Below are 23712 nucleotides of genomic sequence, written 5' to 3' on the forward strand. Positions count from 1 at the left end.
CCCAAGGCGATGAAGCCGATAATCTGGAAAACCAGCAGTGAAGTCGGAGTGTCCATTTCTGGTGCTTGCGAGTTCGTTTGCGCAAGCAGCGAGTGTGCCGCCACGCCACTCTAAAACCTTGAGTTAACTCGAGGTCAATAGCGGTTCAGGGTTACAAGGCTGGCATTTCACCTTTTCCGCCGTGGCCGCAGCAGCATTGGTCACCACACCGCCGAACAGCGCCAGCCAGTATCCCTCAAGCCGTGGCGACCGTGCTTTTCACTGTATCGAGCAGCCCCAGGCGCGTGGCCCGGCAGACAGCACTCACCACAGCCTTGAGTGATGCCTGGAGTGTACTGCCGTCCCTGCCCACGCCAAACAGCAACTGGTTCTTGACACGTATTTCGATGTAGGCAATGGCTTCGGCCTCAGCACCATCACGCACGGCGTGCTCGTGGTAATCGGCAATATCGAAGACCAGCCCCTGCTGGGCGAACGCATGGACCAGTGCGGCCACTGGGCCATTGCCCTTGCCAGCGAACGCCAGGCGTTCACCCTCGACCAGCAGTTGAGCGTCAAGGTAAGTGCAGGCTTCGTCAGTGGTGACCATGGGGTGCAGCAAGGCGTAGGGATTACCCTGCTCCAGGTAGTTTCTGGTGAAGCACGACAAGATCATTTCGCTGGTGATCTCCCTCCCTTCACTATCGGCGACCTGCTGCACCAGGCCGCTGAACTCCATCTGTAACCGGCGCGGCAGGACGATACCCTGCTGCTCCAGGAGATAGGCCACACCACCCTTGCCCGACTGGCTGTTGACCCGGATGACTGCCTCGTAGCTGCGCCCCATGTCGGCCGGGTCGATCGGCAGGTACGGCACCTCCCAGAAACCGTCGGGGTTTTTCCGCCGTTGGGCGAAGCCCTTCTTGATGGCGTCCTGGTGAGAGCCGGAAAATGCCGTGAACACCAGCTCTCCCGCATAGGGATGGCGTGGATGGGTCGGCAACTGGTTGCAGAACTCGACCTCACGCTGGACATGGATGATGTCAGAGAAATCCAGCTCCGGGCTGATGCCACTGGTGTAGAGGTTCATGGCCAAGGTCAGGATATCGACATTACCGGTGCGCTCACCATTGCCGAACAAGGTGCCCTCGACCCGCTCGGCGCCTGCCAGGCAGGCCTGCTCGGCGGTAGACACACCTGTGCCACGGTCATTGTGCGGGTGGATACTGATGATCACGCTGTCGCGCTTGCGTACGTGGCGGCAGAACCATTCGATCTGGTCGGCGAACACGTTGGCGGTCGAAACCTCCACGGTGGTAGGCAGGTTCAGGATCATCTTGTTGGTGGGAGACGGTTCGAATACGTCGATCACCGCTTCGCAAATTTCCAGGCCAAAATCGAGCTCGGTGAAGCAGAAGGTTTCTGGTGAATACTGGTAAGTCCACTGCGTCTGCGGATTGGCCTGCATCAGCGCCTTGATCTCCCGGGTAGCCTGCGTGGCGATGCCGATGCAACCTGCGCGATCCACGCCGAACACCACATCACGAAATACGGGAGCCGTTGCGTTGTACACATGAACGATGGCACGTGGCGCCCCCTTGAGCGCTTCGAAGGTACGCTCGATCAAGTGTGTACGGGCCTGTGTCATGACCTGGATAGTCACATCTTCGGGGATCCGACCGCTCTCGATCAATTCACGCACATAGTCGAAATCGGTTTGCGATGCTGCCGGGAAGCCAACCTCGATCTGCTTGAAACCGACCTTCACCAAAAGGTCGAAGAATCGACGCTTGCGTTCGGCGTTCATCGGCTCGATCAGTGCCTGGTTACCGTCTCGCATGTCGACGCTGCACCAGGTGGGAGCGACCTTCTGGACCTGATTGGGCCACTGGCGGTCTGGCAGGTCGACTGTGGCGAAATGGCGATATTTGATTGATGGATCCTTAAGCATCATGGCGGCTTTCTCCTGGGCCTGTGTAACACCTTGTACTTGCCCGTGATGGACAAGCCAAAATATTGGATCCAATTTACACAGAACCTGGCTTACCTCGATTGCGTTATTCAGCATCAATTCGGTAACTTGCGAACATTTATTGTTATAAACAATGAAAAAATGGATTTTTATATCGAAAAATGAAAATAGGCAGCCACAGGCTGCCTTCAGCACCATCCCGTCGGAAGCTACAGCCCCAAAATCTGGCAAAGGCGAATGCGCCTTCATGAAAAAGCGCTTATTGGCTTGCTTCCGTCTCCTCTTGCTTGAAGATACGGAACCCTCGCGCCTGATAATTTCGAAGCGCGGCAGGATGGTCGAAGGTGCAGGTATGTACCCACACCCGCTCTGTACCGCTCCATCCCCACGCAGATCGAACAGCATGGCTCAGGAGCGCTCCGCCGAAGCCACACCCCAGGAATTGAGGTGCCAGCCCGAAGTAGCGTATCTCTGCGTTACTGCCATCGGGGCGATAGAGCTCGTAATAGCCAGCTATCGCACCACGGTAATAGGCAACCCAGGTACGGTGGCAATCCTGTTCGACGAGTGCCTGCCAGTCAGAAATCCCCCAGGTGTCAAGATCGCCCCACTCCCAAGGTGTGCCTACCAGCTTGTACAGAAACCGATTGAATTCCGCCTGAGGCACTTCACATTCAATGATCTGGAGTTCGTGAGGCTGTGGTTTTTCCTTCAGCTCGGATGCCGAGACCATTTCCAGATAATAAGTGGTGCAAGACCGTTCCATCGTAGACTCCCTACCCTACAAGCCAGCTATTGGTATGAAACATGACAATGACCACCGGGGCCGACATCGAGCCCGGTGGTTTTTCACTACCTTACCAATTGTGCGTGTAACTGGCAGTCAATACCGTGCCGGGTGCCGGCAAGTGGCTGGTGTTGTTGTTATTGCGCAGCAACTGGCTGTAGAGCGGGTAGTAGTCGCGGTTGAACAGGTTCTGGATGCCGACGCTCACCTTGTCGTCTGCGGAGATCTGGTACTGGCTGACCAGGTCGACTGTCGTATAACTGCTAACCTGATGTCGACCAAAGCTGTCCACCCCATCGAGCCTGTAGTCCTTGGCATCGAAGAACGTGGCTTGCAAGCGGTTGCTCCAATCCAGGGTCGGCTTGTATTGCACGTAGGCGGTCAGCTTCAGCGGCGGAACGCGATAGCCGGTCATGTCTTGCCAGTCTTTACCGTCCGGTTTTTCTCGTCCGCGCATCCAGGTCGCACTCCCCCCTGCGCCCCACACAGCATCGTCCGACAGCCAATCGGCACTGGCTTCAGCACCGTAGATACGCTCCTTGGTGCGGGTCAGAATCAGGCCGTTGTTGAAACTTTGTACATCCCCCAGTTTGGAGGTGGTGTAGAACAGCGCCAGGGTGCCGAGTGTGTTGCTGCCCAGGTCTCCTCGCCAGCCAAGCTCATAGTTGTTGGTCTTGACCGGTTCCAGGTTCGATGCGCCGATGTCGAAGCCACGGCGCGCATTGCGCAGTTGGATGCCCACGTCGGGCAACTGGAAGCCCTGGCTGAAGGAGGCGTAGATTTCCTGGCCGAGTACCGGCGAGTAGACGATGCCCAGGTTCGACAGCACCGCATCGTAATGAATGTCGCCACCCTTCACCGCCACCGGGGAGGCAGCCGTGGACTCGGACAACGGAACGAAGTCATCGAATTCGGCGGTGGAGTATTCGTAGCGCAGGCCGCCGTCGACCGACCAATGCTCATCGAAGCGATGCTGCAGCTGGGCGAAGGCGCCAGCGCTTCGCGTCCTCAGCGGGGGCATGTAGGTGAGCTTGCCGGTCTTGTCGAAAACCAGGCCGCCACTGGCGTCATAAGCCGCCGGGTCGAAGACATCGAGCGGCATGTCGCTGCGCTCCTGGTTATAGTCACCACCCCACACCAGTTCGGTACTGCCGCTGTCGCCAATTGGCGTGCGCAGGGTCAGGCGGCTTCCGAAGACTTCGCTGTTTTGCATGATCTGGTCAACATTGCCGCCGCGGGTGGCAACGGCACGGGCATCGAACGGGGTGAAGCGTGTGAAGTAGTCCCGGTAGTACATCTGGGCAGAAAGCCGGCTCCCGAGGATGTCGAGATTTTCATACTCCAGGTTCACCAGCGTGTTGCGAATGCGGTTCTGCTCGTCAAGATCCAGGCCCTTGATCGCATTGGCCGGCACAGAGCCAGCAGGGAGTTTCGCGACGCTTGGGTCGGTAGCGTAATCGGTGTCCTGGCGGGCATCGTAGTGGCTGACTGCAAGCTGCACTCGCTGGTTCTCGTCAATGTGCAGCCCCAGCTTGCCGCCAATGTTGTAGATGTTCGAATCGAACAGGTCGCCTTGGCTTGGCTCCGGGGCGATCCGGTCACCGTGCGCATCATACGAGGCACCGATATGGCGGGTACCGAAGTCGAACGAGTAGTCCACCGCACCCTGAGAGCCCGCGAAATATTGCTGGAACTGCCCCCCCAGGCCATCGCTGCCAAGGCGGGTCAGCGGCGAGGTCGCGCTCAGGCTGGTTTCGGCGCGGTTTTCACCACCCGCGGGCCGTGTGGTAATGGAGATGATGCCCCCCGTGGCGCCGCTGCCGTAGATGGCGCTGCTGCCACGAATGACTTCGACCCGTTCGATCAGTGCCGGGTCGATGTTGGCCAGGTTGCGCGAGGAGTCGCGGTTGGTATTGAGCGGCACCCCGTCGACCATGACCAGCATGCTGCGCCCGCGCAGGGTCTGGCCATACTCGGTGACGGTGCGGCTGGAGTCGGACATGCCGGGAACCGCCTTGGCCAGTACCGTAGCCAGGCTCTCTGACCCCTGGCGCAGCTCCTGCAGTTGTTCATGCTCGAGAATGGTGGATTGCCGCGTCGCAGAAACCAGGCTGCTGCTGGTGCGCGAGGCGGTGATTTCCGTCTGGGCCATTTCCACGGGTCCGCTCTGGATTCCAGCACTTGATGCAGGGCCCCCCTGCGCGACGATGACGAACGTGCGCTCATCCTTGGCCTGTACCTGCAAGCCAGTGTCCTTGAGCAGCGTTTGAAGTGCTTCCTCGGGTGTGAACCGCCCCTTCACCGCAGGCGCGTTTCGGCCTGCACCAAGATCGCTGGCGAAGATGATCTGTACCGAAGACTGCTGTGCGAGCGCGTTGATGGCCTCGCCCAGCGGTGCGGCGGGGAGATCCACGTTCACCTTTTCCCGGCTCTGGGCCGACATTGCGATGAGCAGGCTACTGGCAAGCAATGACAGGCGTAGCTGGCGACTGCGGAGGGGAAAATGCACTTCTCGAGTTCCTTTTTGTGGTTGGGCTTTTTCAGTAGCCGCCATGGGGATCGAGAAACCCTACCTGCGCCTGAGAATTATTTTCTTGTCGGTTTGCGTTGAATCCGGACGCTGCCGTCCCCTGCTTGCAGCACGGCGACAGGCAGGATGCTGGGCAGCAGATCCAGTAGCAGGTCGACATTGCGCGCTTCGAACACCCCCGTCACCTTGAGTGCGGCCAGGCTTGGGTCGCTCAGCTCGATGGGGGCCTTGCGATAGTGGCGCAACAACGACACCGCTTCATCCAGCGGCGTCTGCTCGAACACGATGCGATCATCTTTCCATGCCATCGCCTTGGAGGCGTCAGCCTTTGCAACCGGCATCAGTTGCCCGCCAATCGAGTCGACCTGTTGCCCTGGCCTCAGGGTGACAGGCGCCTGTGCTGCAGTTGCAGCGGTGACGTCCACGCGCCCACGGGCCAGGGTCACACGCACCGCGTCGTTATCCAGCCGGCGGACATTGAACAGCGTACCGAGCACCTCGACTTTCGCCATGCCAGCGGACACTACGAAGGGGCGGTACACGGCCGAGGACACATCGAAAAGCGCCTGCCCTGCGCGCAGGTCGACTTCGCGGCTGAGCAGACGCCAACTGATATCGACATGCGTGCCACTGTCGAGCAGCAGCTTGCTTCCATCGCTCAGCAGCACAGCGCGCCGCTCACCAATGGCGGTAGCGAAACGCTCGCTCTTGTAGGCAGGGTTCAGCCACGCCAGGGCCGCAAAGGCGATCGCAACCGCTAGTGTAATGCCGGCCGACTTCACCGCTTTGGAGGGCGCTGGCCTGAACGGCGGCATGGGGAACAGCTGCTTGAGCTCTTCACGATGTCGCCCCAGTGCCTCGTCCAATGGCGCCTGTTCGGGCTGCCTGGTCATGGATGCACCTCATCGCGCCCAAGCCGTTGCCTGCACGCCGCCAACCCCAGGCGCAGATGCTTTTCCACAGTCTTTAGGGAAATACCGAGGCGCGCAGCTACTTCTGCCTGGGGGATTTCGTGAATCTTGTGCATGACGAAAACAGCCTGGCAGCGTGGTGGGAGGTCTGCGATAGCGTTGACGAGCAGTTGAAACTCGCGCGCGCTGTCATACCTGGTCACCGGGGTGGCTGCCGGGCAGGCCACCTCTGGCAGCTCGGAAATTGCCTCTACCCAGGCGCCTCGGCGGCGATCGCTACGATAGCGGCTCACGGCGGTGTCGTGGGATATTTTTCGTAGCAGGGCCAGTGGGGTTCTGACGTCTTCTTTCTCACCGCGCTCAAGCAACTGCACACACACGTCATGCACTACATCGCGCGCCACGCTTCTGTCGCCGAAGCGTCGGCGAATGTGGTCCACCAGCTCGTCATAGTGACGGACCAATGTAGACAGCAGCGACGGTTTGGCGGGATCGAACGACACGATGCATCCTGGATAAGAGGTAGGCCTCGAAAACAAGACACAAGTGTAAATGAGAAATAATTGCGAATAAACAAGCTACAGCATCGAGCCATGCTAAACCGAGAGAGGGCGAGGAATGGTCAGACCGTTGGCAATGGCACTGGCTTCCAGCTTTGCACGCTCCGCATCCAGAAACACATAGGCGGCTTGCAGCGTGGTGATCTTCGCTTGAATTTCGGCCATCTTGCCGGCTACCAACATCGCGCCTTGGGCGCAATCGATCGTGTTACCGCGCTTGGCCGCAAGGATTTCGCCAATCTCGGCGAGCGAAAAACCGCCGCTCTGGGCACTTTGAATAAAGGCCAGATCGACAACGGTCTGGTCGCTGTAGCTGCGGTAATTGTTGGCTTGGCGATGGGCCACGATAAGCCCGAGTTGCTCGTAATAACGCAATGTATGGCGGCCCACCCCACTCCGGCGCTCCAACTCTCCGACATTCACGATAAAAATTCCTTGACTGTAGAGTAGGCTCTACACCTTAGCCTGCGCCGATCATCCAGACAAGGATTCAGATATGAGCGTGGAATGCTTCGTCACTGGCGGCAGTGGGTTTGTGGGTCAACATCTGCTGGCCCATCTTACCGCGACAGGGCACAAGACCTGGGTGCTCATGCGCAACCCTGCAAACATCGAACGCCTCAAAGAGCAGGTAGGCCAACTGGGAGGTAATCCCGCGTATTTAAACGCAGTTGAAGGAGACATCAGCAGGGATGGGCTTGGACTCAGCGAAGCAGACAGGCAATGCGTAACTTCGGCCGCCGTGGTCTTTCACCTCGCGGCGCAGTTTACCTGGGGCCTTACAATGGAACAGGCCCGCGCAGTCAACGTACACGGGGCGCTGAGGGTCGCCAGGCTTGCGGCGAGCCAGCGTATCCGCTTGCTGATGGCTGGCGGTTATATGCTGCAGAACCTTACCCATCTTGCAAGTATCGGGGTTGATAACGCGCACCCTGAAAACACCAATTGGCCTGCAGTATACGGCCGTGTCGGGGGCTACGAAGGCAGCAAGCTGGAGTCCCATTTCTCGGTCGTCCGTTACATGCAGGAGGTAGGCGCAGATTACTCGATCGTTCATCCTGCTACGGTATGTGGTCACAGCGAGAGTGGGCATATCCCTGAAGGTCAACCTCTGGTGGACCTCATCAGAAACCTGGCACTGGGCCGGTTCAAGGCTGTCCCCGGCTCCGCCAGGCACTGGTTGCCGCTGGTCAGCGTTGATTACCTGGTAAAGATGATGACCTGCGTGGCGTTCGACCCATCAATGGTCAACCGGCAGGTCCTGGCGCTGTATGAGCACACGCCGAACCTGCAGGGTATGCTTGAGCAAATGGCACAAACGCTGGATATAGAGCCCCCCCGCCGCCATGTACCCATAGGGTTGCTGAAGTGGCTGTTGGCGATTCCAGGACTGGCCAACCGATTATCGATCAGCGCGGAGTCACTGAACTTCATCCAGACGCAGCGGTTCGACATGAACGACAGCCAGCAACTGGAACGAAAGTATCAGTTGGCCCATCCCGACATGACGCGAACTTTGGAAAAGACGGTGCGCTACGTTGAGGGTTACTTGCCCAATCGTCATGTTCATACTTCTGCATACCCTGCCGGAAGATAACGAACGGGTTCTGACAGAACGCGTAATTCTGTCGAACATTCCGGTAACTTCGGTGTTATATTGTTGCACATGAACCGATTGGTTACTTCCTGACCGTCTGGTTAGTTAAAGCGTGTCGACGCTCAACTTGGTCTTTAGGGAAAAAGGCGTGTGAATTGACGTGAAGCGTGACATCCACCTCGTTGTGCTACTGCTATCGGTCATCGGTTGTTCTCTCGCCTCGCTAACGCTGTGGAAGGTCATGGCTTCTCGCGAGCGTGCCCTGGAAGACGTCAATGTCCATGGCCTTAACCTGACCCAGGCATTGTCCACCTATTCGGAAGGTATCTTCCGTCAGAGCTCAATGCTACTGCTCGGGCTGGTCGAGCGCCTGGAAACCGAGGGCTCCGGACCTGCGCAGATCGAGCGGCTGGATCAACTGGTCAAGCGCCAGCAACCATTGATGCCGCCAATGAGCGGCATCATGATCTACGCCAGGGACGGACGCTGGCTGATGTCGTCCAACCAGCCGCCCCCCGTCGGTGCCAACAGCAGCGACCGCGCCTTTTTCATACACCATCGTGACGACCCGTCCCGCGACCCTTTCATCGGCCTGCCAATCCGTAGCCGCGTCAACCAGGAATGGGTGATCACCATCAGCCGGCGGTTCAACGATAACCACGGCGAATTCGCCGGCGTTGTCGCCATGACGCTTGGCGTGGAGAACTTCCTGCAGCTATTCGGCAAACTCGATGTCGGCCATGAGGGCGCCATCGGGCTGGCCTATACCGACGGTTCCATGCTGGTGCGCTACCCGTTTCGGGAACAGGACATGGGTCGCAACTTTTCGAAGTCGCCCATCTTTACCAAGTATCTCGTTGACCAGTCAGCAGGCACTGCGTCGTTCACCTCCAGCCTGGACGGCGTGGAGCGCCTCTATGCGTTTCGCAAGAGCGACAAGCTACCTTTGGTGACAACGGTCGCGCTGGGCAAGCAGGAGGCACTCTCGGCCTGGCGGCTCGAGGCGCTGCTGTCAACGCTGGTGGTCGCTGTGCTGCTGGCACTGACCGGGGCCATTGGCTGGCTGTTGATTCGCGCCATGAGCCGGCGAAATGCGGTCGAAAGCGAGCTTCGACTGACCCAGCAACGGCTACTCGACAGCAACCAGCAGCTCGAGAGCCTGGCGATGCACGATGCGCTCACGGGGCTTGCCAACCGGCGCTGCTTTGACGAAGCGCTGACTCAGGAAATCCGCACGGCCCATCGCAATGGCACCACGCTGGCTTTGCTGATGATCGACATCGATCATTTCAAACCCTACAACGACACCTACGGGCATCCGGCGGGCGATGCCTGCCTGCAGCAGATAGCCTCCCTGCTCTCTTCCTGCATTCGCCGCCCTCGCGACCTGCTGGCACGCTACGGGGGGGAGGAAATGGCGGTAATCCTGCCCGATACCGACAACGATGGAGCGGCCGTCGTCGGCAGGCTGATGCTCGAGCGCCTGGCTTTGCAAGCCATCCCTCACAACGGCAGCCCATTCGGACACATAACCGCCAGTATCGGCATCGCCTGCTCCAAAGGTACGGCCCTGGACAGCGCGCCATCACTGATTGAGCGCGCCGACCGGGCGCTCTATATCGCCAAGCAGGCCGGCCGCAATCGCCTCCATGTCGACCGGTCGAAGACATAAAGCCAAATAACAAGGAATGTATAAATGCAATCTCAATTCAGCAAAGGCTTGCTCTTTGCACTCTGCGCCGCTGCACTGAATGCAACGATCGGTGTACTCAGCAAGGTATTGATGAACAGTGGATTCAGTTCCAGCAGCATCGCCCTGATAAAAACAGTCCTCGGCTGCCTGTTGCTGTCAGCACTGCTACTGATCCTCAAGCGGCCACTGCATACGGCCAAATGGTTCCATGCCGCCGTTTGCGCCTTTCTCGGCATTTTTGTGCTGTTCCACTTTGAGACTTCGGCCTATAGCCATTACGCCGCGGCAGGCGTCGTGGTGATCCTGATGGCAAGCGCGTCCATTTCTTCGATATTACTGGGACGGATAGTCCTCAAGGATCCAATCACCGCCAATGCGACAGTAGGCGCCGGTTTGACCATAGCCGGTATTGCCGTGATTTTTGGAGCCGACCTGGACCAAGGCTTCACGCTGCAAGGTGCAATGCTCGCTGCGACTGGGGGCTGCGGCTACGGTGCATTTTCAGTTGCCATGAAGCGCATGGGCGTTTCCGGGGGGCTGCATTTTACTCGGCAACTATTGTTTTTCGGCAGTCTCTACCTGCTGATGCCAGCTGCAACCGATGGGTTCATCATTGGTGAACTGTCGCTGGGAGCGGTCCTGGCATTGCTGGCGCTGGCTGCGTTGCCGACTATCCTCGGCTTCTTCTGTACCACCAAGGCCATCGAATATTTGAAGCCATCACAAGTCCAGGCACTGGAGCTGACTGAACCGCTGTTTGCCGCGCTTCTAGCGTTCGTGATCCTCAATGAAGTGCCACGAGACACCTTGTACCCGGGGGCCGGGCTGATCCTCTGCGGATTATGTTTCTCCAACGAGCTGATCCGGTTAGGCAAAAAAGCACCACAGCCGTCCGGCGCATAATTCATTTTCAATCAGCACCCGGCGAGCACGCGCTCCTTGAGGCGCATGCTCGCACTGCCGCATTACCAGACCGCAATATCGTAGGTGAGATAAATCCGGTTGCTGTCACGACCTCGGGCAAAGTCAGAGCGGTATACATAGTTGCGCAGTTTCACGCCGAGCCCTTTGACTGGCCCGGACTGCACCACGTAGGCAAGCTCCACATCACGCTCCCACTCGCTGAGCCCGGCTTCACCGGAACGACCGTTGTCCCCGCTCAGGTAACGCGCCATGAAGGTCAGCCCGGGCACACCGGCCGCTGCAAAGTTGTAGGCGTAGCTCGCCATCCAGGTTTTCTCTTCCTCCTCGATGAACTTGCCTATGCCAACGTTACTGAACGAGTAAACCGTCGCGCCGCTGATGTACGGCAGCCCTGCCTCGCCGTCGAGCACCTGGTAACCGGCACCGACAGTGTGCCCGGAGTGGGTATAGGACAACTGCCCGCTGAACATGTCATTGTCGATCTGGCCGCCATGAGCGGCTCCGCTGTCGCGGCTCTTGAAATAGCGCAAGTCGGTGGTGAACACCCCTCCACCCAACGGCAGGTCGTGTACCAGGCCGGCATAGTCCTGGCGATAGAAGTGTTCGAGCTGGCCGTGGAAATAGCTCAGGCGCAGCTGCTTGCTGACGGCATAGTCGGCACCGGCAAAGTTGAAATCGCCAGACTCGCCGCCACCATAACCATCCAGGAACAGACCGGTGCTGTCCGAGGAGTCCCGCTGCTTGAAGCGGTCCAGGTGGCCGGCGGTCAGGGTCAGGCCATCGACATCGGTACTGGTCAGCTGCGTACCCTGGTAGGTCTGAGGCAACAATCGTGCATCGTTGTACACCAGCACCGGTGTCTTGGGCAGCAAGGTGCCATGCTTGACGATGGTCTGCCCCAGTCGCGCCTTGGCGGTTACCCCGGCACTGGCGAACTCGTCCGCGGCACGGCCATCGTCATGCACCGGCAGCAAGCCGGTACCGCTGCGGCCGCGGCCCGAATCGAGACGGACGCCTACAAGCCCCAAGGCATCGAGCCCCAGGCCCAGCGGGCCTTGGGTGAACCCTGATTGGTAGTCGAGCAGAAAACCCTGCGCCCATTCCACCCGCTCGCTCTTTGCAGTTGCAGCAGCGCGGGCGCTCATGCCTTGTTCGTCGCGGAAGTTTTCGTTGAAGTAAACGTTGCGCAGCTGCAGCTTGAGCTTGCCGTCGTCGATGAATCCGGCAGCGCCGGCCACAGGCAGCCAGCCGCAAAGCAGGCCACAGGTGGCCCGGCGGAAAACAGTTCGGGACATTTTCGATACTCTGTTGTTGTTCTTGGATGAGGTGGGCGCCAGCGGCGCCCGAAGCAGATCAGACGAAGAAGGACAAGGCACCCGTGACCAAGGCCAGTGCGGTGATGACCAGTGATGTCAGCACCGCCCATTTCACGGTGGCCTTCTGGAAGTCGCCGATGTCGCGATCGACCATGCCCACCAGCAGCAAGGTCGAGGCCACCAGCGGGCTCATCAGGTGCACTGGCTGCCCCAGCACCGAGGCGCGGGCGATTTCAACCGGGTCGATGCCGTAGGCGGCCGCAGCGTTGGCAAGGATCGGCACCACGCCAAAGTAGTAAGCGTCGTTGGACAGTACGAAGGTCAGCGGCATGCTGGTCAGCGCCACCACCAGCGGGAACCAGTGGCTCCACGCCTCGGGAATCCAGTCGACCAGGGTCTGAGCCAGCGCATCGACCATCTTGGTACCCGAGAAGATCCCCGCGAAGATGCCTGCGGCGAATACCAGCAGTACCACTGTCATGGCATTGCCAGAATGGGCGAGGATGCGCTCTTTCTGCAGATCCAGCTGCGGGTAGTTGATCATCAGCGCCGCGACGAAACCGATCATGAACAACAGTGCGGAATGCATCACGCCCATCACCAGCGCTGCCATGACGGCAATCACCAGCACCAGGTTCACATACGCCAGGCGTGGGCGCTTATGTGGGCTCTCGCCGAGGATTTCCTTGATGTAGCAGTTGCCGCCACCCGACTCCAGGGCGATGTTGCCGATGCGTCGGCGCTCGGCGCGGCCCAGCAGGAACGCGGTGAACACCACCCAGGCCGCACCGCCGATCACGGTGGGCAGCATCGGGATGAAATACTCGGTCGCATCCAGCCCGAGCGCGGCAATGGCCCGGGTGGCCGGCCCACCCCAAGGGCTCATGCCACTCATGATGCTCAGCGACAGCATGGATACCGTGGCCAGGATCATCGGGTTCATGCCGATGCGCTTGTACAGCGGCAGCATGGCCGCACAGGTAATCATGTAGGTGGTGGTGCCATCACCGTCGAGCGCCACCAACAGCGAGAGCAGCGCGGTACCGATGGCGATCTTGACCGGGTCGCCATTGACGCGCTTGAGGATCTTGCGGATCAGCGGGTCGAACAGGCCGGCATCGATCATCAGGCCGAAGAACAGGATGGCGAACAACAACAGGGCCGCCGAGGGCGCCACCATTTTCAAGCCATCGAGCATCATCTTGCCCAGCTCGGGGGCGAAGCCGCCGATCACTGCAAAGACAATGGGTACCACGGTGAGCGCAACGATTGGCGACAGGCGTTTGCTCATGATCAGGTAGGTGAAGGTCACCACCATGATCAGGCCCAGGAGTGCGAGCATGGTCTTTTCTCTTGTTTTTATTCTATTGCGGCCATCGGCAAGGCAGACGGCCCCCTACCCCACTCGGCATCGCTGGGATGCTGAGTGGGATTCTAAGTCAACTAGGGAAGGTGAAGAGGCTTTTCAGCCGTGATGCCGGGGCTCGGCAGACCAGTCGGCCTGCGCAATATCCGCCTCGTCCGGTGCAGCCGGAATGCCGTTCAGGCGGCGCAGCAAGGTTTCCCGCTCACAGGCATTCTCCGACAGCGAGATGACCACCGTGGCCACGGCATTGCTGGCCAGGCTGGTCAGGGCACGCGCCTCGGACATGAAGCGATCGATGCCGATCAGCAAGGCAAGCCCTGCCAATGGGATGTCGTGAATGACGGTCAAGGTCGAAGCCAGCGCAACGAAACCACTACCGGTCACACCCGCCGCGCCTTTTGACGACAACAGCATGATCGCCAGCATCGTCACCGTCTGGCCAAGGCTCAGGTCGATGTTGCAAGCTTGAGCGATGAAGACCGCCGCCAACGACAGGTAGATGGCAGTACCGTCGAGGTTGAAGGAGTAACCGGTTGGCAGTACCAGCCCGACCACACCTTTCTTGCAGCCCAGTTTCTCCAGCTTTTCCAGCATGCGCGGCAGTACAGGCTCGGTGGACGAGGTGCCGAGCACCACCAGAAACTCCTCGCGGAAATAGCGCAGCAGCTTCCACAAGCTGAAGCCATGGGCACGGCAGATGCCGCCAAGCACCACCAGCACGAAAAACGCACAGGCGATGTAGAGCGTACCTACCAGCTTGGCCAGTGCACCCAGGGACGTCACGCCATACTGCCCGACGGTGAAGGCCAGGGCACCGAAGGCGCCGACCGGTGCGAAACGCATCAGGTAGCCAAAGATGCGAAACACCATGGTCGAGGCAGACTCCAGCACATCGAGTACCGGCTTGCCCTTCTCGCCCATCGAAGACAAGGCGAAGCCGCTGAGCACCGCGATGAACAGCACTGGCAACACTTCACCCTTGTTGAACGCCCCGATGAACGTGTCGGGAATGATATGCATGAAGAAGTCGACCACGCTGAGCTTCGCCGCAGATGCGGCGTACTGGCCGAGCCCCGCAGTGCTGAGAGTGGCAGGGTCGATGTTCATGCCGACACCAGGACGGAACAGGTATACCGCTGCCAGGCCGATCATCAGGCTGATAACAGTCAATACCAGGAACAGCAGCAAGGTCTTGCTCATCAAACGCCCGAGGGAGCGCTTGTCGGTCATCCCGGCGATACCGGTGACGATGGTGCAGAAGACCACCGGCGCGATCATCATCTTGATCAGCTTGATGAACGCATCACCCAGGGGCTTGAGCGCAACGGCCTGTTGCGCCCAGAAGTGACCGACCACCACGCCCAGCAGGACGGCGCAGAGGATCTGGAAGTACAGCGATTTGGCGAGTCTCATGAGGCATCACCCATTGTTGAAATTGTGCGGATGCGCTTGTTGCGAATGTACAGGTCTGGACTACCGCCTGGGCCTACCCCGCCAACCTGCGGAATGTAGGCGCGTAAACGAAGCCTGAGAACAACCGCCGGGCGGTTCGCACCACAGAGGCCTGAATCGTCTTGCCATCTGCGCCACTGCGCGACAGCGCGACATCAATACCGCCGCTTGGATGTTCCAGACGCACTTCGGTCAACTGCACGGCGCCCTCGCCCAGCAGATCGCCGATCACCGTACCTGGGCTGACGCAGGCAGTCGCCAGCCCTATCGCTCCGGTGATGGCCAAGGCGCGGTGGCAGTTGTGTGGCATGAAGTAGCGAACCTGCAACGTGCCGTCATAACGGGGCTTGGACACCAGAACAGGCTTGGGGATGACCATGCCGCTGACATCACCCAGGCCCATGGCCTTGCCGGCCTTCAGACGCAACGCCTCGAGGCGCTCGAGCAGTTCGCCGTTGGCGTCGAGTTCGGCCGGGGATTCCGAGCCGGTGACGCCCAGCTGGCTGGCCTCCACCACCATCATCGGCATGGCCATGTCGATGCAGGTGACTGCAACGCCGTCGATCACATCCTTGGCCTTGCCAGTCGGGAACAGTTTGCCGGTCTTGCTGCCGACCGCATCGAGGAAGGTCAGGTGTACCGGGGCGGCAGTGCCCGGTACGCCATCGATCGCCGTGCGGCCTTCATAGCGCACGATGCCGCCGGGGGTTTCCACCAGCGAATTGACGAAAGTGCCGGTGTTCAGGTTGCGAATACGCACCAGCGTCTTGCCGTCCTGGCCTTTGACAAGACCTTGCTCGATGGCGAACGGGCCAACGGCGCACAGCATGTTGCCGCAGTTGGGCGCCGTATCAACCCGGCGCTGGGCGACCATGACCTGCACGAACAGGTAGTCGACGTCGGCGTCGGCATGCAGCGAGGGGCTGACAATCGCTACCTTGCTGGTCTGCGGGCTACCGCCACCGATGCCGTCGATTTCCAGTTCATGCCCGGAACCCATCAGGTTGATCAGCAATTCGTCGCGTTCGACCACATTGGCAGGAAGGTCCCATGCATGGAAAAAGGGGCCCTTGGAGGTGCCACCGCGCATGAGTACGCAAGGAATTCGTTGCATGATTTCGCACTCTTGTTGATCAATGGACATCATTGATGCTGTGGACAAAAGATTGACAGGGATGGATAAATCAATCCAATGCAAATATCGTAGTTATTGTTCCGATTTGAGCATCAATACCGAACCCAATGCCAAGAGCGATCCGAGATGGAATATGAGCTGCAAGACATACGATCTTTCGTGAAAATCGCCGAACTCGGCAGCTTCCACGAAGCCGCAGAAGCGCTGCACCTGTCCCAGCCCGCCTTGAGCCGACGGATCAAGAAGCTCGAGGAAGGCTTGGGCACTTCGTTGCTGGAACGCACTACTCGTCGCGTCAGTCTGACCAGCGTCGGGCGTGACTTCCTGCCCAAGGCCAGGCGCCTGCTGGATGACTTCGAAGACTCGATCCTGAGCATTCGCGAACTCGCAGAACGACAGACCGGCCAGGTAACCCTCGCCTGTATTCCGACCGCAGCGTTTTATTTCCTGCCATCGGTGATCCGCGACTACAACGAGCAATACCCCAAGATCCGCATTCGTCTGCTGGACCTCAGTGCCAACGACGGGCTCGAAGCCGTGCTGCGGGGTGAAGCCGATTTCGGCATCAACATGATGAGTGGCCAGCACCCGGACATCGAGTTCGTCTCCCTGGTACAGGAGCACTTCGTGCTGGCCTGCCGCAGGGACCACAAGCTGGCGAACCGTGAGGCCGTCACCTGGACAGAACTGGCCGACTACCGCCTGATCGGCGTAGGCCGGCTTAGCGGTAACCGGATGCTGCTGGACCATGCCCTGTCCGGGCTCAACCTGCGGCCCAAGTGGTTCTATGAGGTTCAGCACCTGTCCACTTCGCTGGGCATGGTCGAGGCCGGGCTGGGCGTGTCGGCCATGCCCAGCCTGGCCATGCCCAGCGCCGACCACCCGACGCTGGTCAGCGTGCCGCTGATCGAGCCCCAGGTAACCCGCACCCTGGGGTTGGTCTACCGCAGAGGGGCGTCGCTGTCGCCGGCAGCGGAGAAGTTCGTGTCGATCCTGCTGGACAAGTGGCCCAACCGTTGAACGAAATGCCTTGCTTCCGGCTCGGCACGGCGCAAGGGAAATACGGGCTGAGTTCATGGTTCACTCCCCGCCCAGGCCCAGCTTGTTGGGCCGGCGCTTCTCGATTGCAAACTTGAGCAGTGCCGCGCTGCGGAACAGGCCATGGGCAAACTTGCCATAGGGCAGCGTGATGAACAGCGCCATCACCGTCCCCAGGTGAAGCGCCAGCACGATCGCCATCGCTGCGGTATCACGCAGGCCCAGCAAGGCGAGGCCTGTGGCGCTGACCAACAGCAGAAGCAGAATGAAGGCCCGGTCCATGGGGCGCTGGGCCACATCGCCCTGCTCCGGCGCCCTGCGCAGGTTCAGCGCCAGCAACCCGGCCGGCCCGACAATCAAGCCAATTCCGCCCAGGGTTCCGAGCAACACCGGTGCACTCAGCAGCGGGTACGGCGCCTGCTGGCCCAGCAGGTAGTGATAACCGGTGGCGACCACCGTGGCGGCAAAGCACAGCATGAAGCCGTAGAAGGTGAAGTGATGGAAGCGACGGCGCCAGAGCGTGTAGCGATCATCGGCATTGTTGCAACCTTGGCCGTGCCCACCGTCGAGGTATTTCAAGGTCAACACCGCGCTTGATGCCTCGAACACCGCCCCATTGGCCGGTTGCGCCAGCGCCTCGGCAGGCGAGACCGAGCGCCAGAAGCGACGTATCGCCACCGCCAGGGCCAGCGCTGCAGCGGCAAAGACGCTTCCGAACATCAGTGCCAGGGTGTTGTGCGGGAAGACCGCATAGAAATTCCCAGCCAACCGCCCGGGCAGCAGCGTGCCGTTGACGAACAAGGTCAGCAGCAGGAACAGCGACAAGGCTACGGCCAATGCACTGGCGACATAGGTGCCGTTGTGCCTGTACAGCCGCCCGAAGAGGGCCGGCCAGGCGTACTCGGCGTATGTCTGCCCGCGCACTTTGGCCATCGCCTGGGGCACGTTCACCGCGAATTCGTGGGGCTGCGCGTACTGGCAGGCATGCAGGCAGGCGCCGCAGTTGTGGCACAGGTTGGCCAGGTAATGGATATCGGCCTTGCCGAACTCCAGCCTGCGGGTCATCGCCGGGAAAACCGCGCAAAAGCCCTCGCAGTAACGGCAGGCATTGCAGATCCGCATTTGCCGGTCCACTTCCTGCTCCTCGACGTTCAACACCGGGATCAGTTCGAGGGCCGGCCCGGCGGTGTCAGGCTGGCGTGGCTCAGGCAGTTGCGCAGTCATGGCTCTTCTCTTTTTCTGGATGTTCGTAACCCGCCGCCGCAGCAGCGCTGGTCCCGGCGATACGGCCGAAGGCGGTGCCGATGGACATGCCGACGCCTGCGGTGTAGCCCTTGCCCAGTACATTGCCCGCCATCATTTCACCGGCAACGAACAGGTTCGGGCTGGGACGCCCGTCGAAATGGACGGCGGCGGTTTCATCGGTGCGCAGCCCCAGGTAGGTGAAAGTCACGCCAGGGCGCAGCGGGTAGCCGTAATAAGGCGGCGTATCGATCGGGCGCGCCCAGTGGCTTTTCGCCGGTTCCAGGCCTGCGGTGTGGCAGTCGTCCAGCCGGGTGTGGTCGAAAGTGCCCACCTGGCAGGCTCGGTTGTAGGCATGCACGGTTTTTAGGAAGGCCTGCACAGGCAAACCGAGCAGGCCGGCCAACGCCTCCAGACTATCGGCGGTGGCACCCGGAAAAACCGGTGGCATGAAGCGCCCGAGAGCTTTCTGGTCGATGATAGAGAACCCCACCTGCCCAGGCTGATGCGCCACCAGGCGCCCCCAGATGGCATAGCGCTTGGGCCAGAAATCCTCGCCTTCATCGTAGAAGCGCTGGCCATCGCGGTTGACCACCACGCCCAGCGACACACAATCGATGCGCGTGCAAATGCCGCCGTCGTACAACGGCGCACGAGCATCGATCGCCACCATGTGCGCCTGGGTCGGGTCGCCAATCGTGTCGGCGCCCTGTTCGATCATGCGGCGCAACAGCACCCCGTCATTGAAGCGCGTGCCACGGATCAGGAAATTGTCCGAAGGCCACTCCCCTCGCTCGTTCTGCCCCCACGCCTCGCGCAACCACTCACGGTTGGACTCGAAGCCGCCGGCGGCAAGCACACAGGTACGCGCCTCGATGCGCTCGGCAGGCAGGTGTCGCCCCTGAACCTCACGCGCCGGCACATGGGCCGCGACGAAGCGTCCGCCCTGCAGTTCGATGTCGGCTACTGGCGTGTCGTAGCGTATCTGTACGCCAAGGTTTTCGGCGCTGCGAAAGTAGGCATTGACCAGTGCCTTGCCGCCGCCCATGAAGAAGGCGTTGGTCCTTGCTGTGTGCAGCGCACCCGACAATGAGGGCTGAAAATGCACGCCATGGCGGCGCATCCACCCGCGACAACTGGAGGACGCGCGAATCACCAGCCGCGCAAGCTTTTCGTCGGTCTGGCCACCGGTAACCTTCAGCAGGTCCTGCCAGAATTCTTCTTCCGGGTACGCCTCGACCAGCACATCCTGCGGTCCATCATGCATGCACCTCAGGTTGCGCGTGTGTTGTGAGTTGCCACCACGCCAGGCGCGGGGTGCGGCCTCGAGCAGCAGCACGCTGGCTCCGGCCTCTCGCGCCATCAGCGCGGCACAGAGGGCGGCATTGCCCCCTCCGATGACTAGCACATCGATCATTTCGCCTCCAGATCACGAAGAGCCGAATGTTCGGCTGCTCCTCGTGACCGGGGACTTTAATGAGCGCCCGCAGACCGCGAAACGCGATGGTCGGGGGGAGGCATTCAGTTTTTCTAAAGGGTCGGAACAAGCGCCCCCGGCGCCTGGGTCAAAGCAGCCGTGCGCCTGGCCATCGGCCCTGCTCCACCAGCTCCCGGGCAACGTCCTGCAGTACGATCCGCGTAGCCAGCGCCGCCGGTGAGAGCTCGTCATCAGTCAGGCTGACAATCACATTGCGACGCTGCGCCAGGGCTTCGTCGACAGCAAACACGCGCAAGCCCGCCTGATGCGCCCGGGCCACCGTCGCGCCGGGCTGGATGGTGGCGGCATGGCCCGCACACACGCAATCCATCAACAGCGACAGGCCATCGACTTCCATGACGATGCTGGCCTCCAGCCCTGCCCGCTCGAAAATCGAGCGCAACGTCGTGCGCAATCCATGCTGGTTGCTGGGCATCACCAACGGCAACGTCGCGATCTGTTGCAACGTGAGCGACTCGCCCCAGCCGTCCTTGACCAGCGGTGCGGGAACCAGCACGAACAGCCGCTCCGTCAGCAGCCCCCGCACCTCCAGGCGCGGCCCCGTCTCTGCCTGGAACAGCACCGCCAGGTCAAGGTGCCTGGCATTGAGTTGGTTCATCAGATAACCAGACAGCATTTCCACCAGGTGCAGCCGGATGTCGGGATAGCGCTCTCGCATCCTGTCGATCAACGCCAAGCCAAGGATCGATGCAGTGGTCGGTGCCAGCCCCACGCTGGCATAGCCGCTCATGCGACCACTTTGTGCCGCCAGGACAGCATGCTCCGCCTGACGAAGCGCCAGGCGCGCATGGTATTCGAAGGCCAGCCCGGCCGCGGTCGGCGCTACGCCGGTGCTCGAACGCGTCAAAAGCCGGGTACTCACCTCGCTCTCCAGCTTCGACAACTGCTGGCTCAAAGCCGAGGCGCCAACCCCTAGCTCGAGCGCAGCCCTGCCAAGGCTGCCGTACTCCAGAACACTCAGGAAATAGCGAAGCTGACGTAACTCCATACAGATCTCTTCAACGATGGGGGCAGGCCTGGAGCATGTTAAACGTATTTGCACAGCGTGGGCGGTCAAGCCTTGATCGACAGGACGCTACGGTGGAACGGACTGGCCCGCCCTCATGGAACTGCATATAGCTGGATGATTGAGCAGGGCCTCTGTGGGAGCGGGCGTGTCGAGGCGTCGAACCGCCGCGAACACCGGCGCAGCCGGTGCCAACCACCGCGTTGAATTTTTCGCGGGCACGCCCGCTCCCACAGAGGCCGCATCGCGCTTGCGAATTGAGTTCTCTGCGCGACAGCGCAGCCCAAAGGGCTGGGCGATCTCCTGCAAGGCCTTCTTTTCGTCTGCAGGAATCAATCTGGCAGGCCTTGCAATACATGCGAAAAATCGTATATTTGAAAAACCATATATATCAAGCATGAAAAGCAAACACCGAGAACTGCCATGACTGACTCGCTGACCCCGACCCAGGTCTTCAAATGCCTCGCCGACGAGAACCGCATTCGGATGATGCTGCTGATCGCTCGCGAGGAAGAGCTGTGCGTCTGTGAACTGATCTGCGCCCTGAAAGAAAGCCAACCCAAGGTTTCCCGCCACCTCGCACAACTGCGCACCTGCGGCCTGCTTGAAGACCGCAGGCAGGGCCAATGGGTTTACTACCGCCTGCATCCAGAACTGCCCGCCTGGGTACGCGATGTCCTGGTAACCACGCTGGAAGCCAATCGCGAATGGTTGAGCACCAGCGCCAAACGACTGGACACCATGGGTGACCGCCCTCAGCGCGTCGCTGCCTGCTGCTGATCATTGCGAGGAAATACGCTGAAAGCCCTGTTCCTCTGCACCGCCAATCGCTGCCGCAGCATCCTGTCCCATGCCAATTTCAATCACCAGGCACCGGTCGAGATGAAGGCCTTCAGTGGCGGCAGCCAGCTATAGAGCGAAGTGCGCCACGATCCATCACTACCCTGCAGAGTGAAACCATGACCGAACACCACATTCCCAACATCGACAACGACCTGGTCGATCTGCCGACAGCCGAGAAACTGGCAATCGCGCAACAGTCCACCCACAAGCCTCGCATCCTGCTGCTGTACGGATCGACCCGCGAACGCTCCTTCAGCCGCCTGCTGACCGAAGAAGCCGCCCGCCTGCTGGAGCATTTCGGTGCCGAGACGCGCATCTTCAACCCGTCCGGCCTGCCACTGGCGGATGACGTGCCCGATGACCACCCCATGGTCAAGGAACTGCGCGATCTGGTGTTGTGGTCCGAAGGCATGGTCTGGTGCTCGCCGGAACGCCACGGTGCAATGACCGGCGTGTTCAAGTCGCAGATCGACTGGATCCCCCTGAGCATGGGCGCCGTACGGCCGACCCAGGGAAAGACCCTTGCGGTCATGCAGGTATGCGGTGGTTCGCAGTCGTTCAACGTGGTCAACCAGTTGCGCGTGCTTGGCCGCTGGATGCGCATGTTCACCATCCCTAACCAGTCGTCCGTGCCCAAGGCCTACCTGGAGTTCGACGAAACGGGCCGCATGAAACCGTCCCCGTACTACGACCGTGTCGTGGATGTCATGGAAGAGCTGGTGAAGTTCACCCTGCTGTTACGCGACCGCGCCGACTACCTAGTCGACCGCTACTCCGAGCGCAAGGAGTCGGCCGAGGAATTGTCCAGGCGTGTCAATCAACGATCCATCTGAAGTCACAACTCGAGAACAAGACCATGGCAATCAAAGTAGGCATCAATGGGTTTGGCCGTATCGGTCGCCTGGCGCTGCGCGCGTCCTGGGGCTGGCCGGAATTCGAATTCGTCCAGATCAATGACCCGGCCGGCGACGCCGAGACCCACGCCCACCTGATCAACTTCGATTCGGTCCACGGCCGCTGGCAGCGTGAAGCCGGGGCAGAAGGCGACTCGGTGGTGATCGAGGGCAAGCGCATCAAGGTCACTGCGAACAAGGCGATCGCCGACACCGACTGGTCGGGCTGTGACCTGGTCATCGAAGCCAGCGGCAAGATGAAGTCGGTAGCCGTGCTCCAGGCCTACCTGGACCAGGGCGTCAAACGCGTGGTGGTCTGCGCGCCAGTGAAGGAGAAAGGCGCGCTGAACGTGGTGATGGGCGTCAACCAGCACCTGTTCGACCCGGCGCAGCACCGTATCGTCACCGCCGCTTCCTGCACCACCAACTGCCTGGCCCCAGTGGTCAAGGTGATTCACGAGAACCTGGGCATCCGCCACGGCTCGATCACCACCATCCACGACCTCACCAATACCCAGAGCATCCTCGATACGCCACACAAGGACCTGCGTCGTGCCCGTGCCTCGGGCATGAGCCTGATCCCGACCACCACAGGCTCGGCCACCGCAATCGCCGAGATCTTCCCTGAGCTGCGCGGCAAGCTGAATGGTCACGCTGTGCGTGTACCGCTGGCCAACGCCTCGCTCACCGACTGCGTGTTCGAGGTGGAGCGTGAGACGACGGTTGACGAGGTCAATGCGCTGCTGAAAGCCGCTGCCGAAGGGCCGCTCAAGGACATCCTCGGCTACGAAGAACGCCCTCTGGTGTCCATCGACTACCGCACCGATCCACGGTCTTCGATCATCGACGCGCTGTCCACCATGGTGGTCAATGGCACCCAGGTGAAGATCTACGCCTGGTACGACAACGAGTGGGGCTACGCCAACCGTGCAGCTGAACTGGCACGCTTGGTCGGCGCAGCGGAGTAACC

Annotated in this window: 20 protein-coding genes and 1 pseudogene; 8 read left to right on the forward strand and 13 right to left on the reverse strand. The window is 60.4% G+C overall.

What is annotated here, in order from left to right; translation table 11 throughout:
* Positions 1-235: 235 nt before the first annotated feature.
* The 6 genes from leuA to IMX18_RS12765 form a co-directional block, all read right to left on the reverse strand.
* Positions 236-1933 carry a 2-isopropylmalate synthase gene (leuA, locus tag IMX18_RS12740; protein ID WP_015270092.1) on the reverse strand — a complete coding sequence of 566 codons (1698 nt, stop codon included), beginning with the start codon at positions 1931-1933 and terminating at the stop codon, positions 236-238.
* Between the two features lie 277 nt (positions 1934-2210).
* Entirely contained in the window at positions 2211-2717 is a 507-nt protein-coding gene (locus tag IMX18_RS12745; RefSeq protein ID WP_015270091.1) for a GNAT family N-acetyltransferase, read from the reverse strand.
* Positions 2718-2808: 91 nt separating this feature from the next.
* Positions 2809-5247, reverse strand: coding sequence for a TonB-dependent receptor (locus tag IMX18_RS12750; RefSeq protein ID WP_217190512.1), 2439 nt, complete (start codon positions 5245-5247; stop codon positions 2809-2811).
* Positions 5248-5324: 77 nt separating this feature from the next.
* Complete coding sequence (locus IMX18_RS12755) at positions 5325-6161, reverse strand: FecR family protein (RefSeq protein ID WP_217190511.1); 837 nt, start codon at positions 6159-6161, stop codon at positions 5325-5327.
* Entirely contained in the window at positions 6158-6682 is a 525-nt protein-coding gene (locus IMX18_RS12760) for an RNA polymerase sigma factor (protein WP_015270088.1), read from the reverse strand. Before IMX18_RS12760 ends, IMX18_RS12755 begins: the two co-directional genes overlap by 4 nt.
* Before the next feature lie 93 nt (positions 6683-6775).
* Positions 6776-7162: a MerR family transcriptional regulator gene (locus tag IMX18_RS12765; RefSeq protein ID WP_061302409.1), complete on the reverse strand. Its 387-nt coding sequence runs from the start codon at positions 7160-7162 to the stop codon at positions 6776-6778.
* A gap of 73 nt (positions 7163-7235) precedes the next feature.
* On the opposite strand from IMX18_RS12765, the gene IMX18_RS12770 reads away from it, so the two are divergent.
* The 3 genes from IMX18_RS12770 to IMX18_RS12780 all read left to right on the forward strand — a co-directional run bounded on the left by IMX18_RS12770 (position 7236) and on the right by IMX18_RS12780 (position 10932).
* Complete coding sequence (locus IMX18_RS12770) at positions 7236-8336, forward strand: SDR family oxidoreductase (RefSeq protein WP_217190509.1); 1101 nt, start codon at positions 7236-7238, stop codon at positions 8334-8336.
* Positions 8337-8496: 160 nt separating this feature from the next.
* Positions 8497-10008: a sensor domain-containing diguanylate cyclase gene (locus IMX18_RS12775; RefSeq protein WP_217190507.1), complete on the forward strand. Its 1512-nt coding sequence runs from the start codon at positions 8497-8499 to the stop codon at positions 10006-10008.
* 24 nt (positions 10009-10032) lie between these two features.
* Positions 10033-10932, forward strand: a complete 900-nt coding sequence (locus IMX18_RS12780; RefSeq protein ID WP_054573819.1) for a DMT family transporter — start codon at positions 10033-10035, stop codon at positions 10930-10932.
* Between the two features lie 62 nt (positions 10933-10994).
* On the opposite strand, the gene IMX18_RS12785 is transcribed toward IMX18_RS12780, so the two are convergent.
* From IMX18_RS12785 to IMX18_RS12800, 4 genes are all read right to left on the reverse strand, one after another.
* Positions 10995-12248, reverse strand: coding sequence for an OprD family porin (locus tag IMX18_RS12785; RefSeq protein WP_054573820.1), 1254 nt, complete (start codon positions 12246-12248; stop codon positions 10995-10997).
* A gap of 58 nt (positions 12249-12306) precedes the next feature.
* Positions 12307-13611 (reverse strand): CitMHS family transporter, encoded by a 1305-nt coding sequence (locus IMX18_RS12790; RefSeq protein WP_013972233.1) that lies wholly within the window; start codon positions 13609-13611, stop codon positions 12307-12309.
* A 123-nt stretch (positions 13612-13734) separates the two neighbouring features.
* Positions 13735-15048: a C4-dicarboxylate transporter DctA gene (gene dctA / locus IMX18_RS12795; protein ID WP_003256769.1), complete on the reverse strand. Its 1314-nt coding sequence runs from the start codon at positions 15046-15048 to the stop codon at positions 13735-13737.
* A gap of 73 nt (positions 15049-15121) precedes the next feature.
* Complete coding sequence (locus tag IMX18_RS12800; protein WP_015270082.1) at positions 15122-16201, reverse strand: 4-oxalomesaconate tautomerase; 1080 nt, start codon at positions 16199-16201, stop codon at positions 15122-15124.
* Positions 16202-16348: 147 nt separating this feature from the next.
* On the opposite strand from IMX18_RS12800, the gene IMX18_RS12805 reads away from it, so the two are divergent.
* Positions 16349-17242 carry a LysR family transcriptional regulator gene (locus tag IMX18_RS12805; protein ID WP_013972231.1) on the forward strand — a complete coding sequence of 298 codons (894 nt, stop codon included), beginning with the start codon at positions 16349-16351 and terminating at the stop codon, positions 17240-17242.
* Positions 17243-17302: 60 nt separating this feature from the next.
* Here the strand turns inward: IMX18_RS12805 and tcuB are convergent, their stop codons facing one another.
* The 3 genes from tcuB to IMX18_RS12820 all read right to left on the reverse strand — a co-directional run bounded on the left by tcuB (position 17303) and on the right by IMX18_RS12820 (position 20988).
* The gene (tcuB, locus tag IMX18_RS12810) at positions 17303-18484 is read right to left on the reverse strand and encodes a tricarballylate utilization 4Fe-4S protein TcuB (protein ID WP_015270081.1); all 1182 of its coding nucleotides are present in this window, start codon (positions 18482-18484) and stop codon (positions 17303-17305) included.
* Positions 18465-19919, reverse strand: a complete 1455-nt coding sequence (gene tcuA / locus IMX18_RS12815) for an FAD-dependent tricarballylate dehydrogenase TcuA (protein WP_191472818.1) — start codon at positions 19917-19919, stop codon at positions 18465-18467. Before tcuA ends, tcuB begins: the two co-directional genes overlap by 20 nt.
* A 148-nt stretch (positions 19920-20067) precedes the next feature.
* Positions 20068-20988, reverse strand: coding sequence for a LysR family transcriptional regulator (locus IMX18_RS12820; protein WP_054573823.1), 921 nt, complete (start codon positions 20986-20988; stop codon positions 20068-20070).
* Between the two features lie 441 nt (positions 20989-21429).
* Here IMX18_RS12820 and IMX18_RS12825 point away from each other — a divergent pair, with 441 nt between their 5' ends.
* From IMX18_RS12825 to IMX18_RS12835, 4 genes and pseudogenes are all read left to right on the forward strand, one after another.
* Positions 21430-21786, forward strand: a complete 357-nt coding sequence (locus tag IMX18_RS12825) for a metalloregulator ArsR/SmtB family transcription factor (protein ID WP_217190505.1) — start codon at positions 21430-21432, stop codon at positions 21784-21786.
* Between the two features lie 18 nt (positions 21787-21804).
* Positions 21805-21915: pseudogene (locus IMX18_RS28025) on the forward strand (arsenate reductase ArsC); the annotation flags it as partial.
* Positions 21916-21965: 50 nt separating this feature from the next.
* A complete protein-coding gene (gene arsH / locus IMX18_RS12830) occupies positions 21966-22682 on the forward strand; it encodes an arsenical resistance protein ArsH (RefSeq protein ID WP_054573825.1) in 717 nt (238 codons plus the stop codon).
* Positions 22683-22705: 23 nt separating this feature from the next.
* Positions 22706-23710, forward strand: a complete 1005-nt coding sequence (locus tag IMX18_RS12835; protein WP_217190503.1) for an ArsJ-associated glyceraldehyde-3-phosphate dehydrogenase — start codon at positions 22706-22708, stop codon at positions 23708-23710.
* The last annotated feature ends 2 nt before the right edge of the window (positions 23711-23712 follow it).

The sequence above is a fragment of the Pseudomonas shirazica genome (assembly GCF_015168335.1).
GTDB classification, from domain to species: Bacteria; Pseudomonadota; Gammaproteobacteria; order Pseudomonadales; family Pseudomonadaceae; genus Aquipseudomonas; species Aquipseudomonas asiatica.